General features: G+C 58.5%; 18 protein-coding genes and 1 pseudogene. 15 read left to right on the forward strand and 4 right to left on the reverse strand.

Annotation, left to right across the window (positions count from 1 at the left end; genetic code table 11):
- The first annotated feature begins 65 nt into the window (after window positions 1–65).
- The 11 genes from ACZ3HH_RS10705 to ACZ3HH_RS10755 all read left to right on the forward strand — a co-directional run bounded on the left by ACZ3HH_RS10705 (window position 66) and on the right by ACZ3HH_RS10755 (window position 12300).
- Window positions 66–971 carry an AraC family transcriptional regulator gene (locus tag ACZ3HH_RS10705; protein WP_052963349.1) on the forward strand — a complete coding sequence of 302 codons (906 nt, stop codon included), beginning with the start codon at window positions 66–68 and terminating at the stop codon, window positions 969–971.
- 318 nt (window positions 972–1289) lie between these two features.
- Window positions 1290–2600 carry an ABC transporter substrate-binding protein gene (locus ACZ3HH_RS10710; protein ID WP_465804424.1) on the forward strand — a complete coding sequence of 437 codons (1311 nt, stop codon included), beginning with the start codon at window positions 1290–1292 and terminating at the stop codon, window positions 2598–2600.
- A gap of 205 nt (window positions 2601–2805) precedes the next feature.
- Complete coding sequence (locus tag ACZ3HH_RS10715) at window positions 2806–3705, forward strand: carbohydrate ABC transporter permease (protein WP_465804823.1); 900 nt, start codon at window positions 2806–2808, stop codon at window positions 3703–3705.
- Between the two features lie 10 nt (window positions 3706–3715).
- Complete coding sequence (locus ACZ3HH_RS10720; RefSeq protein ID WP_465804425.1) at window positions 3716–4546, forward strand: carbohydrate ABC transporter permease; 831 nt, start codon at window positions 3716–3718, stop codon at window positions 4544–4546.
- Between the two features lie 168 nt (window positions 4547–4714).
- Window positions 4715–5818, forward strand: a complete 1104-nt coding sequence (locus tag ACZ3HH_RS10725) for an ABC transporter ATP-binding protein (RefSeq protein ID WP_465804427.1) — start codon at window positions 4715–4717, stop codon at window positions 5816–5818.
- Between the two features lie 14 nt (window positions 5819–5832).
- Window positions 5833–7305 carry a mannitol dehydrogenase family protein gene (locus ACZ3HH_RS10730; RefSeq protein WP_465804429.1) on the forward strand — a complete coding sequence of 491 codons (1473 nt, stop codon included), beginning with the start codon at window positions 5833–5835 and terminating at the stop codon, window positions 7303–7305.
- Window positions 7306–7489: 184 nt separating this feature from the next.
- Window positions 7490–8986 carry a xylulokinase gene (xylB, locus tag ACZ3HH_RS10735; RefSeq protein ID WP_465804430.1) on the forward strand — a complete coding sequence of 499 codons (1497 nt, stop codon included), beginning with the start codon at window positions 7490–7492 and terminating at the stop codon, window positions 8984–8986.
- Between the two features lie 13 nt (window positions 8987–8999).
- A complete protein-coding gene (locus ACZ3HH_RS10740; protein WP_465804432.1) occupies window positions 9000–9938 on the forward strand; it encodes a carbohydrate kinase family protein in 939 nt (312 codons plus the stop codon).
- Between the two features lie 535 nt (window positions 9939–10473).
- Window positions 10474–11205 carry a hypothetical protein gene (locus tag ACZ3HH_RS10745; protein WP_465804433.1) on the forward strand — a complete coding sequence of 244 codons (732 nt, stop codon included), beginning with the start codon at window positions 10474–10476 and terminating at the stop codon, window positions 11203–11205.
- A gap of 339 nt (window positions 11206–11544) precedes the next feature.
- On the forward strand, window positions 11545–11811 hold the full coding sequence (locus ACZ3HH_RS10750) for a DUF2790 domain-containing protein (protein ID WP_465804434.1): 267 nt from the start codon (window positions 11545–11547) through the stop codon (window positions 11809–11811).
- Window positions 11812–11901: 90 nt separating this feature from the next.
- Entirely contained in the window at window positions 11902–12300 is a 399-nt protein-coding gene (locus tag ACZ3HH_RS10755; RefSeq protein WP_465804436.1) for a hypothetical protein, read from the forward strand.
- On the opposite strand, the gene ACZ3HH_RS10760 is transcribed toward ACZ3HH_RS10755, so the two are convergent.
- Window positions 12297–12566 (reverse strand): DUF1652 domain-containing protein, encoded by a 270-nt coding sequence (locus tag ACZ3HH_RS10760; protein WP_048393539.1) that lies wholly within the window; start codon window positions 12564–12566, stop codon window positions 12297–12299. The genes ACZ3HH_RS10755 and ACZ3HH_RS10760 overlap by 4 nt on opposite strands.
- A 391-nt stretch (window positions 12567–12957) precedes the next feature.
- Between ACZ3HH_RS10760 and eco the strand changes: the two genes are divergently transcribed.
- Together eco and ACZ3HH_RS10770 are read left to right on the forward strand one after the other, a co-directional pair.
- On the forward strand, window positions 12958–13440 hold the full coding sequence (gene eco, locus ACZ3HH_RS10765) for a serine protease inhibitor ecotin (RefSeq protein WP_465804438.1): 483 nt from the start codon (window positions 12958–12960) through the stop codon (window positions 13438–13440).
- Between the two features lie 30 nt (window positions 13441–13470).
- A complete protein-coding gene (locus ACZ3HH_RS10770) occupies window positions 13471–13776 on the forward strand; it encodes an NIPSNAP family protein (RefSeq protein ID WP_367371632.1) in 306 nt (101 codons plus the stop codon).
- Window positions 13777–13813: 37 nt separating this feature from the next.
- Here ACZ3HH_RS10770 and ilvA read toward each other — a convergent pair.
- Window positions 13814–14809, reverse strand: a pseudogene (gene ilvA, locus ACZ3HH_RS10775) (threonine ammonia-lyase, biosynthetic); the annotation flags it as partial.
- A 247-nt stretch (window positions 14810–15056) separates the two neighbouring features.
- Between ilvA and ACZ3HH_RS10780 the strand changes: the two are divergent.
- A complete protein-coding gene (locus ACZ3HH_RS10780) occupies window positions 15057–15392 on the forward strand; it encodes a DUF2834 domain-containing protein (RefSeq protein ID WP_465804440.1) in 336 nt (111 codons plus the stop codon).
- A gap of 164 nt (window positions 15393–15556) precedes the next feature.
- Here the strand turns inward: ACZ3HH_RS10780 and ACZ3HH_RS10785 are convergent, their stop codons facing one another.
- On the reverse strand, window positions 15557–16708 hold the full coding sequence (locus ACZ3HH_RS10785) for a PQQ-dependent sugar dehydrogenase (RefSeq protein WP_465804441.1): 1152 nt from the start codon (window positions 16706–16708) through the stop codon (window positions 15557–15559).
- 51 nt (window positions 16709–16759) lie between these two features.
- Window positions 16760–17119: a hypothetical protein gene (locus ACZ3HH_RS10790; protein WP_465804443.1), complete on the reverse strand. Its 360-nt coding sequence runs from the start codon at window positions 17117–17119 to the stop codon at window positions 16760–16762.
- Between the two features lie 210 nt (window positions 17120–17329).
- On the opposite strand from ACZ3HH_RS10790, the gene ku reads away from it, so the two are divergent.
- The gene (ku, locus tag ACZ3HH_RS10795) at window positions 17330–18190 is read left to right on the forward strand and encodes a non-homologous end joining protein Ku (protein ID WP_465804445.1); all 861 of its coding nucleotides are present in this window, start codon (window positions 17330–17332) and stop codon (window positions 18188–18190) included.
- The last annotated feature ends 133 nt before the right edge of the window (window positions 18191–18323 follow it).

Here is an 18323-nt window from a genome sequence, read left to right on the forward strand (position 1 = left end):
ACACTGGCGTTCCGCACTACGAAAGAGGCATGATCAACGGGCGATAACAATAAAAGTGCCCTGATATGAGCCGACCAGCCAGAGTTACCGACCCTTCCTACGAATTGATGGACGACCACAACGGGTTGTCCATCATCTATCGTCAGCACGGCTTCCCCTGCCCTTTGGTGCGCTGGCATTTCCACAAGGAATACGAACTGCACTTGATCGTCGCCAGCTCCGGCAAGGTGTTCATCGGTGACTACATCGGTAACTTCTACCCGGAAACGCTGTTCCTGACCGGACCCAACCTGCCCCACAACTGGATCAGCCAGGTGGCCGAAGACGAAGTGGTGCCCAAGCGCGACATGCTGGTCAATTTCACTGACGAACTGTTTGAAAGCGGCCATCAGGTGTTCGCCGAACTCAAGACGCTCGCCCCCTTGTTGGAGCGCGCGCAGTACGGCATCGAGTTTCGCTGCAAGCGCACGATCCGCCAGGCCATGACCTTGATGCAGCGCATCGCTGATACCAAGGGCATGACCCGGCTCGGGCATTTTTTCATTCTGCTGGAGTTGCTGGCGGCGTCCGATGACTATCAGTTGCTGTCCGGTGCCACGACGCCGCAATTGGCCGATGAACACAATATCGACCGCACCAACCGGGCGGTGGATTACATCTTTGCCCATTACGCCCGGGAACTGCCGCTGGAAGAAGTCGCCGAGCACCTGGGCCTGAAGCCGACCTACTTCAGCCGAGTGTTCAAACAGGCCACCGGGCGCTGCTTTATCGAATTCGTCAATCGCCTGCGCATCAGCAAATCCTGCGAGCTACTGGCCGATGGCGACAAAACGGTGACCGATGTGTGTTTCGAATCGGGCTTCAATAATATTTCCAACTTCAACCGGCGTTTCCAACAGCTCAAGGGCATGACGCCGTCGCACTACCGGCGGTTGGCGGTGCAGCGTTTGACTGAACAAAACCACGGTTAAAAGCAGGATCAAAAGATCGCAGCCTTCGGCAGCGCCTACAGAATCACGCGATCCTGCAGGCGCTGCCGAAGGCTGCGATCTTTTGTTTTTCGGCCGTATAAACCTGTACGGATTCAATCGGGGTTAACCGCTAAAACACCGTTCTCTGCGTTTCCCGCATTGAACCCCAGTGCAAAAAAGTATCGGTCACAGTGCAATGGATGATTTGTCAGCCCATCCATTGAAGGCTGTAATCAGTGCACATTCTTCCTGCCTCGGAAGACACAAAAACAATAACTGTCCTTCTGTAACCCGCCGGGTGCAGAAAAGGAGTGCACGATGCAACCTTCGGTAAAAGCTCTGCTTGCTCTCACCTGCATGACCCTCAGTAGCGTCAGCCTCGGCGCCCAGACCCTGACCATTGCCACCGTCAACAACAGCGACATGATCCGCATGCAAAAACTCTCGAAAACCTTCGAGGCCGAGCATCCGGACATCAAGCTCAATTGGGTGGTGCTCGAAGAAAACGTCCTGCGCCAACGCCTGACTACCGACATCGCCACCCAGGGCGGGCAGTTCGATGTGTTGACCATCGGCATGTACGAAGCCGCACTCTGGGGCGCCAAGGGTTGGCTGGAACCGATGAAGGACTTGCCGGCCAGCTATGCCCTCGACGACGTGTTCCCTTCAGTGCGTGAAGGCCTTTCGGTCAAGGGCACGCTCTATGCCCTGCCGTTCTACGCGGAAAGCTCCATCACCTATTACCGAACCGATCTGTTCAAGGACGCCGGGCTGACCATGCCCGAACGCCCGACCTGGACTCAGATCAGCGAATTTGCCGGCAAACTCACCAACAAAGATAAAGAACAGTACGGTATCTGCCTGCGTGGCAAGGCTGGCTGGGGCGAGAACATGGCCCTGATCACCACCGTCGCCAATGCTTACGGCGCACGCTGGTTCGATGAGAAATGGCAGCCAGAATTCACCGGGGCCGAGTGGAAGAATGCGCTGAACTTCTACGTCGACACCATGAAGAAGTCCGGCCCTCCGGGCGCGTCGAGCAACGGTTTCAACGAAAACCTGGCGCTGTTCAACAGCGGCAAGTGTGCGATCTGGGTCGATGCCAGCGTCGCCGGCTCGTTCGTCACCGACAAGACCCAAAGCAAGGTCAGTGATCACGTCGGCTTCACCTACGCACCGCATGAAACCACCGACAAAGGTTCGGCCTGGTTGTATTCCTGGGCACTGGCAATCCCGACCAGTTCCAAGGCCAAGGACGCGGCGAAAACGTTCAGCGCCTGGGCCACCTCCAAGGAATACGGTGCGCTGGTCGCGGAAAAAGACGGCATCGCCAACGTGCCGCCAGGCACTCGCGCCTCGACCTACACCGAGGAGTACATGAATGCTGCGCCGTTCGCCAAGGTGACGCTGGAATCGCTGAAAGCGGCGGACCCGAGTAAACCGTCCGTCAAGCCCGTGCCCTACATCGGCATCCAGTTGGTGACCATTCCTGAATTCCAGGCCGTGGGCACCCAGGTCGGCAAGCTGTTTTCGGCAGCGCTGATCGGCCAGACCACGGTCGACCAGGCCCTGACCGCTGCCCAGTCAACCACCGAACGTGAGATGAAGCGCGCCGGTTATCCCAAATAACCCCGGCCCCTGTAGGAGCGAGGCTTGTGTGGCGAGGGAGCTTGCTCCCGCTCGACTGCGCAGCAGTCGCAAAGCTTTTGGGGCCGCTTCGCGACCCAGCGGGAGCAAGCTCCCTCGCCACATAAGCTTGCTCCCACATTTGATCTTCATTTGCCTGTTCCCAATCGGTTCTATCGCCATGAATATTTCAACTGTCAAAGCTCACATGGACATCCCCCAACCGGTGCGTAAAAGCCGGTTGAGCAACCCCGGCTGGTTTCTGGTCAGCCCCTCGGTGGCGTTGTTGCTGCTGTGGATGATCGTGCCGCTGGGCATGACCGTTTACTTTTCAGTGATTCGCTACAACCTGCTCTACCCCGGTGAAAACCAGTTCGTGGGGCTGGAGAACTTCAGCTACTTTCTGAGCGACTCGGGCTTCCTGCCCGGCGCCACCAACACCCTGTTGCTGGTGGGCAGCGTGTTGCTGATCAGCGTGGTGTTCGGCGTGTTGATCAGCGCGTTGCTGGAGGCCAGTGAGTTTCTCGGTCGCGGTATCGTGCGGGTGATGTTGATCTCGCCGTTCTTCATCATGCCCACCGTCGGTGCGCTGATCTGGAAAAACCTGATTTTCCATCCGGTCTCGGGGATTCTCGCCTACCTCTGGAAGCTGTTCGGCGCGCAGCCGGTGGACTGGCTGGCGCACTACCCGCTGCTGTCGATCATCATCATTGTCTCGTGGCAGTGGCTGCCCTTCGCGATCCTGATCCTGATGACTGCCATGCAGTCCCTCGATCAGGAACAGAAAGAAGCCGCGCGCCTGGACGGTGCCGGTCCCGTCGCGATTTTCTGGCACCTGACCCTGCCGCACCTGGCCCGACCAATCGCGGTGGTGGTGATGATTGAAACCATCTTCCTGCTGTCGGTGTTCGCCGAAATCTTCACCACCACCAACGGTGGCCCCGGCTACGCCTCGACCAACCTCGCCTACCTGATCTACAACCAGGCGCTGGTGCAGTTCGACGTCGGCATGGCGTCCGCCGGTGGTTTGATCGCGGTGTTGATTGCCAACGTCGCGGCCATCGTGCTGGTGCGAATGATCGGCAAAAACCTGACAGACAAAGCCTGAGGCCTGCGCCATGACTCTTCAACAATCCCGCCGCCTGCAAAGCCTGCTGCTCGGCACTCTGGCCTGGGCCATCGCGATCCTGATTTTCTTCCCGATCTTCTGGATGGTGCTGACCAGTTTCAAAACCGAAATCGACGCGTTCGCCACGCCGCCGCAATTCATCTTCACGCCGACGCTTGCGAACTACCTGCACATCAACGAGCGCAGCGACTACTTCAGCTTTGCCTGGAACTCAGTGGTAATTTCCTTCAGCGCCACGGCCCTGTGCCTGCTGATCGCAGTTCCGGCGGCCTACTCCATGGCCTTCTACGAAACCCAGCGCACCAAAGGCACGCTGCTGTGGATGCTCTCGACCAAGATGCTGCCGCCGGTGGGCGTGCTGATGCCGATCTACCTGCTGGCCAAGAGTTTCGGCCTGCTGGACACCCGAATCGCGCTGATCGTGATCTACACGCTGATCAACCTGCCGATCGTGGTCTGGATGATTTACACCTACTTCAAAGACATCCCCAAAGACATCCTCGAAGCCGCACGCCTGGACGGCGCCACGTTGTGGCAGGAAATGGTCCGGGTGCTGCTGCCCATCGCCAAGGGCGGCCTGGCTTCCACGGTTTTACTGTCGCTGATCCTGTGCTGGAACGAGGCGTTCTGGTCGCTGAACCTGACCTCGTCGCAGGCCGCGCCACTGACCGCGTTGATCGCCTCGTACTCGAGCCCTGAAGGTCTGTTCTGGGCCAAGTTGTCGGCAGTGTCGACCCTGGCCTGTGCACCGATCCTGATCTTCGGCTGGATCAGCCAGAAACAATTGGTCCGCGGCCTGTCGTTTGGTGCCGTGAAATGAATGTCCCCGGATCCCTGATCTGACACAAAACCCTGTGGGAGCGGGCTCGCCCGCGATGACGTCGGCAAATTCAACCTGGATGTCGGCTGCTAAATCGCCATCGCGGGCAAGCCCGCTCCCACAAAAAGCTCACCAGGCGCAATTGAATTAACTCAAGCGGAGGCCCCCATGGCCAACCTGAAAATCAAAAATCTGCAAAAAGGCTTCGAAGGTTTTTCCATCATCAAAGGCATCGACCTCGAAGTGAATGACAAAGAATTCGTGGTGTTCGTCGGCCCGTCGGGCTGCGGCAAATCCACCCTGCTGCGGCTGATCGCCGGCCTGGAAGAAGTCAGCGGCGGTACCATCGAACTGGATGGCCGCGACATCACCGAAGTCAGCCCGGCCAAGCGCGACCTGGCGATGGTGTTCCAGACTTACGCCCTGTACCCGCACATGAGCGTGCGCAAAAACATGTCGTTTGCCCTGGACCTGGCCGGTGTAGCAAAAGCCGAAGTCGAGAAGAAGGTCGGCGAAGCGGCGCGCATCCTTGAACTCGGGCCGATGCTGGAGCGCAAGCCGAAGCAACTGTCCGGTGGTCAGCGTCAACGCGTGGCCATCGGCCGGGCAATCGTGCGCAACCCGAAAATCTTCCTGTTCGACGAGCCGCTGTCCAACCTCGACGCCGCCCTGCGGGTGCAGATGCGCCTGGAACTGTTGCGCCTGCACAAAGAACTGCAAGCCACGATGATCTACGTGACCCACGACCAGGTCGAAGCCATGACCATGGCCGACAAAGTCGTCGTCCTCAATGGCGGCAAGATCGAGCAAGTCGGTTCGCCACTGGACCTGTATCACCAGCCGGCCAATCTGTTTGTCGCAGGCTTCCTCGGCACGCCGAAAATGGGCTTCCTCAAGGGCAAGGTCACTCGCGTTAACGGCCAAAGCTGCGAAGTGCTGCTGGACGCCGGCACCCGCATTACTCTGCCGCTCAGTGGCGCGAACCTGAGTGTCGGCGGTGCCGTGACCTTAGGGATTCGCCCGGAACATCTTGAACTGGCGCAACCCGGCGACTGCACCCTGCAAGTCACTGCCGACGTCAGCGAACGTTTGGGCAGCGACACTTTCTGCCACGTCCTGACGTCTTCCGGCGAAGCGCTGACCATGCGCGTTCGCGGCGATCTGGCCAGCCGTTATGGTGAAACCCTGAGCCTGCATCTGGATGCCGAACACTGCCATTTATTCAATGCCGACGGCGTGGCGCTGACCCGTCCACTGCGCGCCGCAGCCTGATCCGAGAGCATGCGATGAAACTGAATAGACAGAACCTCAACCGCCTCGCCCCCGAGGTGGCCCTGCCCGCCTACAGCCTGAACGACACCCGCCAAGGCATCGCGCACATTGGCGTCGGCGGTTTCCACCGCGCGCATCAGGCGTACTACACCGATGCCTTGATGAATACCGGCGAAGCACTGGACTGGGCCATTTGCGGGGTCGGCCTGCGCGCCGAGGACCGCCGCGCCCGGGACGATCTCAAAGAACAGGATTATCTGTTTACCCTGTTCGAACTCGGCGACACCGATGACGCCGAAGTGCGGGTCATCGGGGCCATCCGTGACATGCTGCTGGCCGAAGACAGCGCTGAGGCGCTGATCGACAAACTCGCCGATCCAGACATCCGCATCGTCTCGCTGACCATCACCGAAGGCGGCTATTGCATCGACGACAGCAACGGCGAGTTCATGGCGTACCTGCCACAAATCCAGCATGATCTGGCTCACCCGAACGCACCGAAAACCGTGTTCGGTTTCCTCTGCGCCGCACTGGCCAAACGGCGTGCAGCCGGTACGCCCGCGTTCACGCTGATGTCCTGCGATAACCTGCCGCACAACGGCGCCGTGACCCGTAAAGCACTGCTGGCATTCGCCGCCCTGCGCGATGCCGATCTGCACGACTGGATTGAGCACCACGTCAGCTTTCCCAACGCCATGGTCGACCGCATCACGCCGATGACCAGCACCGAGCATCGTCTGCAACTGGCCGACAAACATGCGGTCGATGACGCTTGGCCGGTGGTCTGCGAACCGTTTGTGCAATGGGTGCTGGAAGACAAATTCGTCAACGGTCGCCCGGCCTGGGAAAAGGTCGGCGTGCAGTTCACCGACGACGTCACGCCTTACGAAGAGATGAAGATCAAACTGCTCAACGGCAGCCATTTGGCCCTGACCTATCTGGGCTTCTTGAAGGGTTACCGCTTCGTTCACGAAACCATGAACGACCCGCTGTTCGTGCGCTACATGCGCGCCTACATGGACCTGGACGTGACGCCGCAACTGGCGCCGGTGCCGGGGATCGATTTGACCGAGTACAAAAACACCCTGGTGGCGCGTTTCTCCAATCAGGCGATTGCCGATCAGTTGGAGCGGGTGTGTTCGGATGGCTCGTCGAAGTTTCCGAAATTCACCGTGCCGACCATCAACCGCTTGATTGCCGATGGGCAGGAGACCAAGCGTGCGGCGCTGGTGGTGGCGGCGTGGGCGCTGTACCTCAAAGGCGTGGATGAGAATGGCCAGACCTATGCAATTGCGGATCCACGGGCGGCGTTCTGTCAGGCGCTGGTGGCCGATGATGTGTTGATCACTCAGCGGTTGCTGGAAGTTGAGGAGATTTTCGGGACGGCGATTCCGCGTTCACCAGAGTTCGTGGCAGCGTTCGAGTGGTGCTGTAACAGCTTGCGCGATGTTGGGGTGACGCGGACGCTGGAGCGGGTGCTGGCGTAAGCACTGCAGTGAAATTGCTGCCGCCATCGCGGGCAAGCCCGCTCCCACAGGGATCGAGGTTGCTCACAGATCTGTGTTCCATCCCAGACTACTGTGGGAGCGGGCTTGCCCGCGATGGCTGACTGACAAACAACATAAATGTTGAATGGGCATTGATATCGACCTGACGATCCAAGGATCTTCCATGGCAAACCAACAACTTTTCCTCGGCATCGACTGCGGCACCCAAGGCACCAAAGCCGTTGTCCTCGACACGCACAGCGGCCAGGTCCTCGGTCAGGGCGCCGCTGCCCACAGCCTGATCAGCGGCGCCAATGGTCGGCGCGAGCAAGACACCGCCCAATGGCTGGAAGCCTTTACCCTGGCCACCCGCCGCGCGCTGCTCGCAGCGAATATAGACGGTCAGGCAATCCTCGGCATCGGCGTTTCCGGCCAGCAGCATGGCCTGGTGCTGCTCGACGATCGCGGCCAAGTGCTGCGCCCGGCCAAGCTCTGGTGCGACACCGAGTCCACGCCGGAGAACGACCGCCTGCTCGCCCATCTGGGCGGCGAAAAAGGCTCACTGGAACGCCTCGGCGTAGTCATCGCTCCGGGCTACACCGTGTCGAAACTGCTCTGGACCAAAGAACAGCACCCGGAAGTGTTCGCCCGGATCGCCCGCATCCTGCTGCCCCATGACTACCTCAACTACTGGCTCACCGGCCGCAGTTGCAGCGAGTATGGCGATGCCTCGGGGACCGGCTATTTCAACGTGCGCACCCGCCAGTGGGACTTGCAACTGCTGCGCGACATCGACCCCACCGGGCGCCTGCAAGCCGCGCTCCCGGAGTTGATCGATGCCCACCAACCGGTCGGCACGATCCTTCCGAGTATGGCCGAGCACCTCGGCATCAACCCCAAGGCGCTGGTCTCCAGCGGTGGCGGCGACAACATGATGGGCGCCATCGGCACCGGCAATATAAAGCCCGGCGCGATCACCATGAGCCTCGGCTCCTCGGGGACGGTCTACGCCTATGCCGAGCAAGCGAACGTCAGCCCGGATGCCTCAGTCGCGACGTTCTGCTCCTCCAGCGGCGGCTGGCTGCCATTGATCTGCACGATGAACCTGACCAACGCGACCGGCGCGATTCGCGAGTTGTTCGAATTGGATATCGAGTCGTTCAACGCCTTGGTCGCGCAAGCGCCGATCGGTGCCGAAGGCGTGTGCATGCTGCCCTTCCTCAATGGCGAACGCGTCCCCGCCCTGCCCCATGCCAACGGCAGCCTGCTGGGGCTGACCATGACCAACCTGACCCGGGCCAACCTGTGCCGCGCCGTGGTGGAAGGCACTACCTTCGGTTTGCGTTACGGGCTAGACCTGCTGCGCCAGAATGGCTTACAAAGCCGCAGCATCTGCCTGATCGGTGGCGGCTCAAAGAGCCCGGTGTGGCAACAGATCGTCGCCGACATCATGAATACACCAGTGATTTGTACCGAACAAAGCGAGGCCGCGGCCCTGGGCGCAGCGATTCAGGCGGCGTGGTGCAAGTCCTGGGCAAACGGTCACGAAGACAGCCTGGCGGATTTGTGCGAGCGCTGCGTAAAGCTCGATCTGGCCAGAGAAACCTTACCGATTACAGAAAATGTGGCGGCCTGTCAGCAGGCCTACGAACGCTATCAACAGCATGTCGCAACCCTTTAAAGAGTGAACAATTATGTATCTGGTGTGTGGCGAAGCGCTGTTCGATTTCTTCAGCGAAGACGATGCCAGCGGTCTGGCATCCAAAGTGAATTTCAAGGCAATTGCCGGCGGCTCGCCGTTCAACGTGGCCGTAGGTTTGCGCCGTTTGGGCGTGGACGCCGCGCTGTTTGGCGGGCTGTCGACCGATTACCTCGGCCGACGTTTGCAGCAGGTGCTGCAGGATGAAGGTGTGCGCCCGAACTACCTCGTGGACTTTGCCGCGCCGACCACCCTGGCAATGGTCGCCGTCGGTGCCAATGGCTCGCCCCATTACAGCTTTCGTGGCGAAGGCTGCGCTGATCGGCAGTTGAGCCTGGCGCATCTGCCAGAGTTGGGGCCTGAAGTGCGCGGCTTGCATGTCGGCTCGTTCTCGCTGGTGGTGCAACCGATTGCCGATACGTTATTGGCATTGGTGCAACGGGAAAGCGGCAAACGCCTGATCAGCCTCGACCCGAACGTACGCCTGAATCCCGAGCCGAACATCGAGTTGTGGCGTTCGCGGATTGCCACTCTGGTGGAGCTGGCGGATCTGATCAAGGTCAGCGACGAAGACCTGAGCCTGTTGTATCCCGAGCAGGATCCTCAACGCGTGATCGAGGGCTGGCTGGAGCATCGCTGTCAGTTGGTGTTCCTGACCCGTGGCGGCGAAGGCGCAATGGTGTTCAGCCGCGCCCACGGTTCGTGGTCGGTGCCGGCCTGTTCGGTAAAAATTGCCGACACCGTGGGGGCTGGCGATACGTTTCAAGCGGCGCTGATTACCTGGTTGACCGAGCAGCAGCTGGATTCGGTTGAAGGTTTGCAACAGCTGAGCCGCGAGCAAATTGACGCGATGCTCAGGTTTGCAGTGAGCGCTGCGGCGTTGACTTGCAGCAAGACCGGGCCGGATTTGCCCTATCGACGGCAGTTGGGCTGATATCGACACACCCTATCTGCTCCCATCGCAGGTCCTGATTTCAGAGCCTGCCGATGGACCTGAACAAGCCTTTTATATTTTTTTGATATATTTTTATTGCGATTTAAAGTTGTAATAGCCCTATCAAAAGACAAGCGGCTATTGACAGACTTACACCATTCACCCAAACAAGAATAGTTATAGCAATTTACGCTCGCAGTTAGTTCAAAACAAAATAGCCACACAAAATTGACGACACCAACGACATATTTATCTTGTAAGTTTTTTACCTCTATATCTGTCGGACAGCACTGTATCTACTCGCATACAACGCCTCTATCCTATTGAATCGAATAAATAAAACAGACAACCACTGTATATTTATGTCAACAGAATCCAGCCACCGCTGAAGTTGATATTTATTTAATTTAAAACAGTCAGCCCGTTACTTGACCGCTACAGACCTTCAACTAATATCTTTTCCACGCACAGCGCAGGTAAGGATATTGCTGTGCGTCAATCCTTATACCCACACAACAGGAAAAGGAACTCCAACATGGAAAGTGTCGCTATCTCAGCTGCCCAAATTAACTGGAACGGCGGACAACGTATTACGCTCACCGCAGGTGATACAGCCACCTGTACCGCGCTTAGCCCCGGCCAGCTTTATGGGATTTTTATCTACAACTCTGCTCAAAATGACAACAATTCCACGGTCTCCGTTAACTGGAGCAATAGCCAGCCGCCCGTACCGATCACGGTGCCTGGCACCACGGCCAATGCAGGCCTGGCATCATTGGGGTTTGTCTCGGGCACCGATACTCAAACCGTTTCGGTTTCACTGCCCAGCAATGCCGGTAAGTCACAGGTCGAAATCTGGCTGGGAAGTGTCGGCATGCCGACTAATACGTCGGGGCTCAGTAATTATCCGCTGCAGGCCGATGGTGAGCAGCATCCGTTCAACAAGTACACCCGTTACTATGCGGTACCCCCCTCGAAATGGATGAACCTGACGATCACCAGCACCATTACACAGTTCCTCTCCTGCCAGTTCCGTGAGGCGCAAGCGACCGTATTTGTCGTCAATGAGACTTCAAACGGCCTCCTTGCCAATCAGGTCACCAACATTGGGCCTACTGCCAGTGCGGCTGGGAACGTCAAAATCGTTTACTCGCAGATTCAGAGCATCACCAATAATCTGCAAGGCGACGGTACGCAGTGGGTGTGGATGGACGCTGACAGCCCGCAAGACTCTCAGAGTGCGACCATTTCCTTGCAATCGCTTTGAATTTCCTGGCTGAGTAATAAGGAAGGCCCCACCTGTGGGGCTTTCTTTTTTATCTGCCGTAGCGGCCAATCGCCTCTAACCATGCCTGTATTCATTGCGCAAAATCTCGGCTATAGGGGAAAGCCTGCAAGTGCTCAACTTCGTCGATCGGAAAGCCAAACGAATTCGCCCCGGCGACCCGCGCCCCACGACAGGCGGCATGCAACCCGGTTAACCATCGCTTAACCCCACGGTCCAAAACTTTACTGGACCGCACTCCCTCAACTCCCTCCGACGCCCGGTGCGGCAGGTTCGACGTTCTTCAGTCGAACTGACTTCCCTCTGCACTGGAGACCCACCATGAACATGCGAACACTACTGATGACCACCGCCCTCGCCTGCACCGCGTTCGCAGGTCTTGCTCAGGCCAACGAGACGTCGTCGTCCCAGGCCGTGCCCTATCACTACGGCATGCCGCTTCATGTGGGCAAAGTCGTTTCCCTGACTGAGCCGCAGACGCTGGAATGCCTAGTGGTGACGGCCGACATGAAGTACATCGACAAGTCGGGCAAGCCCGCGGAAATTACGTACCGAAAACTTTCTGACGCGTGCAGTTATCAGAACTGACAGAAGATTCTGATTCGGTATTTGGCGGTAGGCCTGTGAGGATTCTGACGCTATGCTCTGGCGTCTTCCTCACTGCCGAAAGGATTCGCCATGCAGTTCTCGTTTCGCACGCTGTCGACGTTCACCGCCGCGCTTTGTTTTCTGCTGGCGCTGGTCTGGGGTTTGGTGCCGCAATCGTTGCTGGCGATCTGGAGCATCGAGTATTCGTCCGCGGCGGGTTTTGTCGCCAGGCGCAGTGCGGTGCTGTTCGGCGCGTTGGGGGTGATGTTTTATCTCGTGCGGCAGGCACCGCCCTCGGCGGCGCGAAGCGCGATGTGCAGCGGCTTTATGGTGGGGTGTTTCGGTTTGGCGGCGCTGGGCTTCGGCGAATGGCTCAATGGTCATGCCGGGCCGGGTATTTTGCTGGCGATTGTGGTGGAGTTAGCACTGGGCCTGGGGTTTATCCAGACCCGGCGTGTGTCGCTCGAACTCGGTGAAACGGCCGGTTAATGGGCTTTTGACGTCGGGTGCAACAGCTGGCTATGCCTGTTGTGCTCAAGGTCGGTGCGTAACTCGGCGATCAGATTGTTGATCTCCCGGCAGCCATTGAGGCGTTGAGCATCTATGCCGGTGACGCATAGGTCGAGATGATCTGTCTCGACATCCGAATACACCTTGACGGTCATCGACAGGTCCGGCGACAGCGTGCATTGGCAGCGTTTCGGGAGAAAACTGCTTTCAACGATATTGCGTAGTTCCAAGGCAGAAAGAAACATGGCCACCCTCTCGGTTTGTGAGATTGCCAATCAAAAATCAATGTCGGTCGGAGCTCAAATCGCCCCGTTGCTTTTTCTTCCGTGGAGGGCCTCATTGTTCCGGTGTCCGATCGCTTTCTTGTTTCAGCGCTGACTCAGCAGGAATCGTGGCCAGCTCAAGACAGCTACAGCATAAAACATGCCCAGAATTTCGCTCTGCACCTCGTCGGCAAATCAAGGATTCAGGAGAGTTGGCAACACATCATGTCATGCAAAATGCAAGAAAGGCCTGTTTCGAGACCTGTATTTTGCAAACACCCCGATGGCGGATTTGCATTGGGTGAGGACGGCAGTGAGAATGCGGCCCATCCATTCAGTATCCGCTGACCCCGCATACACGCAAGGAGGCATCATGGGTGCTTTGCCGCTTAACACGACCGTCGGGCTGATAATTGCCGTTTTGTCGTCCGTAGCCCACGCCGCAACCCTCGAAGACGTCGCGCCGTATCCCAAGCCCGAGAGCGGTTTTACCCGCCAGGTCATTCACCTTGCCCCGCAACAACAGGAAGACGGTTATCAAATCGAGATTCTGGCCGGCAAGACCCTGACCGTCGACTGCAACCGTCAGCGCCTGGGTGGCAGGCTTGAGGAAAAGAATCTCGAGGGCTGGGGCTACCCGTTTTACCGGCTGGAAAAAGTCATCGGCCCAATGAGCACGCTGATGGCCTGCCCGGATGGCAAGAGCAAAAAGGACTTCGTGCCGGTGGTCGGTGACGGCTTCAAGCTGCGTTACAACAGCAAGCTGCCGATCGTGCTCTACGTGCCCAAAGACGTCGAAGTGCGCTACCGGATCTGGTCGGCGTCGAGCCATGTCGAAAAAGCCGTTCAGGAATAACCGCTCCATCACGCCACAGGAGTGCCCATCTTGATTACCTGTCACGTCAAATATGTGATCGACCCCTATCAACTGACCGAATTCGAAGCCTACGCCAAAGCCTGGCTCGGCATCGTCGAACGTTTGGGCGGTACTCACCACGGGTACTTCCTGCCTTCCGAGGGCGCGAGCAATATCGCCTACTGCCTGTTCAGTTTCCCGTCACTGGCGGACTACGAAAGCTACCGACATATTGCGATGACCGACCCAGAAAGCACGGAACTGGTGGCTTCGTTAGTCGAGAAGAAGTTCATTGTGAGCTACGAGCGGACCTTTTTGCGTCCGCTGCTGGCCTGAGCCTGACGTCTGCGCCTCCTCACGCCGACACGCTGCTCAATGCGGCGCGCTCGGCCACATGCCGCAAACTGTCGAAATTGATGTTCGCTCCGGAATCAATGGCCACCAAGGTCTGCCCCCGTGCACCGGTTTGCGCCACGTGCTGCTTGATCCCGGCCACGGCCAGGGCGCCGGAAGGTTCGGTGATCGAGCGGGTATCGTCGTAGATGTTCTTGATGGCGGCGCAGAGCTCGTCGTTGCTGACGGTCATTACCTCATCGACGCAAAACCGGCAGACCTCAAAACCATGGGCGCCGATCTCAGCGACGGCCACGCCATCGGCGAAGGTACCGACAGTTGGCAGCACAACCCGTTCGCCGGCCTGTAATGCAGCCTGCAAGCAGGCGGAATGTTCCGACTCAACACCGATGATGCGGACTTCCGGACGTAGGTATTTGACGTACGCGGCAATCCCGGCGATCAAGCCACCTCCACCCACCGGAACGAAGATCGCGTCCAGCGGCCCTTGGTGTTGGCGCAGGATTTCCATGGCGACGGTGCCCTGCCCGGCGATCACGTCAGGATCGTCGAAAGGCGAGACAAAGGTGCGACCGGTTTGCCGTGCCAGGCTCAGCGCGTACTCCAGGGCAAACGGAAAACTCTCGCCATGCAGCACCGCATCCGCTCCTCGGCTGCGAACCCCATGCACCTTCAATTCCGGTGTCGTGCAGGGCATGACAATGGTGGCGGCAATCCCCAATTCGCGGGCCGCCAACGCTACACCTTGGGCATGATTGCCCGCCGAGGCCGTGATCACGCCACGGGCTTTCTGTTCATCGCTCAGGTGCACCAGTTTGTTGTAGGCGCCGCGGATCTTGAAGGAAAAAGTCGGTTGCAAGTCTTCGCGCTTGAGCAGGATCTGATTGCCCAACGCCTCGGATAAGGCGGGTGCCGCTTGCAACGGCGTGCGCACGGCGAGTTCGTAAACCGGCGCGGCGAGGATCTTTTTTACGTAGTGCTCAAGCAAGCTCTGCTGGGCGGGGGTGCTGCTCATGGTCGTCTCCTGACTTTGATCGAAGCCCAGAGACAGAAAGTAAAAACCCGCCTCTAGGGCGGGTTGGGTGCTGCAGTCGTGAGCTAGCCCGCCAAATAAGGAATGGCGGTAATAATGCTTGGCTGGCAGCGCAATACGGTGGAAGTCATGGCTGGAAATTAGCCGGACGCTGATGGCAAGTCAATGGCCAATTTTCAAGGGCCGCTGTAGGCTGGCGATTCTGCTCATTGTCCCAAGGAAGGAAACCATGAAGTCTGTCGCCCTGCCCCTCATTGCCTTGTTCGCTTTCGCCGGCTACACCGTTTCGGTGATGCTGCAGGCCGAGCAGTCGTTGCTCGACTTCGGCATCAGCCTGATGTCGCGGCCAGATACCGCGCAGGTGGTGATCGATTTGTACCTGTTGGCGACGCTTGCCGGTATCTGGATGTACAAGGATGCGCGCAAGCGTGGGCAGTCGGGGTTGTCGGTGGTTCCCTATCTGTTGGTGACGGCGATTTTTGTGTCTGTCGGGCCGTTGTTGTATCTGGTGGTGCGGGGTCTTCAGGGGCGGAAAAACGCCGTGAGCGCGACTCAAGAGGTCTGATCCGGGATTTGTGGAGTTAAGGTGATTGCCATCGCGAGCAGGCTCGCTCCCACAGGGAAGGTTGCGCCGGCCCCGAAAGTCAGGGGCAGCCGCGACCAAAATGTGGGAGCGAGCCTGCTCGCGATGGCGATCTGTCAGTTGTTACAAGGTTTGGGCAAGCCCGTTTACTTCAACCCAACCTTGTACAACACACCATCGTCCTCATCTGTCAGCAAATACAGATAACCATCCGGCCCCTGCCGTACATCGCGAATCCGTTTGTTGAGCTCACCAAGCAGCCGCTCTTCGTGAACGACTTTGTCGCCTTCGAACTGCAGGCGAATCAGCTCCTGACTCACCAGCGCCCCGATAAATACGTTGTGCTGCCAGGCCTTGAAGCGATCGCCATCGTAGAAGGCCATGCCGCTGAGGCCCGGGGATTTTTCCCAGACATGGTGCGGGCCCACGGTGCCTTCGGCGGTTTCGCCCTTGGCTTCCGGGATCGGCAGGCCGGAATAGTTGATGCCATGGGTTGCCAGCGGCCAGCCGTAGTTCTTGCCACGTTCGATGATGTTGATCTCGTCGCCCCCCCGGGGGCCGTGCTCGTTTTCCCAGAGCGTGCCACTCCAGGGGTTGAGTGCCGCGCCTTGCGGATTGCGATGGCCGTAGGACCAGATTTCCGGGCGAACGCCTTTTTGCCCGACAAAAGGGTTGTCCTTCGGCACCTTGCCGTCTGGATAGATCCGCACGATCTTGCCTTGCAGCTTGTCGAGATCCTGCGCCGTGGACCGGTCGTTATTCTCGCCCAGGGTGATGAACAGATAACCGTCGCGGTCGAACACCAGTCGCGAGCCGAAGTGATTGCCGACCGAGAGCTTGGGCTCCTGACGGAAGATCACCCTGAAATCCTTGATGGCTGCCAGGTCCTCGGACAACCGTCCGCGACCGACCGCGGTGCCGGCCTTGCCACCCTCACCGCCTCCTTCGGCATAAGACAGATAGACCATACGGTCTTGCTTGAAGTCGGGCGACAACACCACATCGAGCAATCCGCCCTGCCCCTTGGCCCAGACCTGAGGTACGCCGCTGAGCGGGCCCGAGAGTTTGCCGTCGGCGCTGACCAGCCTCAGGTTGCCGGGCCGCTCGGTCACCAGCATCCCTTGGCGATCGGGCAGAAACGCCAGCGCCCAGGGATGTTCCAGGCCTTTAACGATTGGCGTGAGCTCAAGGGTGTCCTGCTCGCTTTTTATATCCTGTGTCGGCGCCGCGAAAACGGGAGCAGTGACTGTAAACAACGCGCTGGCACAGAAAGTGGCCAAGAGGGTTTTACGCAACATGCACGATTCCTTTTGTCGTCAAAATGGCTGGCAAGACCTCTGTCCTGCCGTTCAACGGTAGTTGCGGTCCGAGTCCCGAGGTGGTGGATTGGGAATGAATTTCGGCTGGCTGGTGGGAGCCGGTCGATCTTGCGGATAGCGGTTGCCGATACCGCCGTTATCCAGCGTTGGCGGTCGTGGCACAGGCACCGTGCCTGGCCCGCGAATCACCGGGATGCTTGGCTGGGTGCCTTGCATGCTATTGGGATTGGCCCGGCGAATCGGGTTGTTGTAGGGATTGTTGTTGCTGCTGCCCGGCAGGTTCTGCGCCAGCAGCGAGGGCGAGGACGGCGATGTGGCGTCTGCCAGAGCCAATGGGCTTAGCACGCCACTCAATGCCATCGCGATGACGCCGAGCACACATCGGTTCATGAGGACCTCTCTAAATGAGCGTGCCACGCTTCATGGATGAATAAAGCCACGCTACGCCCAGGGTTCGAATTTGTTAACTAAAACCTCCTCCACAAGATGTAACACGAGTTAACCGCACCGCCGATCCGCCCGCAGGACCGGGCCGCCGCCGACTGAAACTTTTGCCCTTGGCCACAGGTCACCAGAACATCAACCGACGAGATCACGACGATGGCACGGGCAATCTGGAAAGGCGCAATCAGTTTCGGTCTGGTGCACATCCCCGTGGCGCTGGTTTCGGCGACGTCTTCGCGCGGGATCGATTTCAACTGGCTCGACAGCCGCAGCATGGACCCGGTCGGCTACAAGCGCATCAACAAGGTCACCGGCAAGGAAGTCACCCAAGAGCACATCGTTAAAGGGATCGAGTACGAAAAGGGACGTTACGTGGTGCTCAGCGAGGAGGAGATTCGCTCGGCTCATCCACTGTCGACCCAAACCATCGACATTTTTGCCTTTGTCGGCAGCGAGCAGATCCCCCTGCAAAACATCGACACGCCCTACTACCTGGCGCCGGACAAACGCGGCGGCAAGGTCTATGCGCTGTTGCGCGAAACCCTCAGCAAAACCGACAAGGTCGCCCTTGCCCGAGTGGTGTTGCATTCGCGCCAGCACTTGGCGGCCCTCATGCCGCTGGAATCAGCCATGGTGCTGGTGATGCTGCGCTGGCCCGCCGAAGTGCGCAGCCTTGATCAATTGGAGTTGGGCAGTGAAGTAACCAAACCGGATCTGGCCAAAGGCGAGCTGGAGATGGCCAAACGGCTGGTGGAGGACATGAGTGCCGACTGGACGCCCGAGGAGTACCGCGACAGCTTCGAAGACAAGATCATGGCGCTGGTCGAGAAGAAGGCGAATGAAGGCAAGATCGAAGATGTCGAAACAGTGACGGGTGAAGAGGTACGTAAAACCGCCGATGTTATCGATCTGACCGAACTGCTCAAACGCAGTCTTGGTGGCAAGGGGGGCGGTAAAACGACAGCAAAAGCCAAAACGACTACAGACAAAAAAGCCACGAAGCATTCTCGTGGCTGACCGGTCACAGTAGCATTCATAAATCATGCGGTGAAAATACCGGCCTCTTCGCGGGCAAGCCCGCTCCCACAGGTTCGGCGGCGTTCGCAGAATTTGTATTCGACGCGGATACTGTGGGAGCGGGCTTGCCCGC

The sequence above is a fragment of the Pseudomonas sp. PME37.24/025 genome (assembly GCF_055556615.1).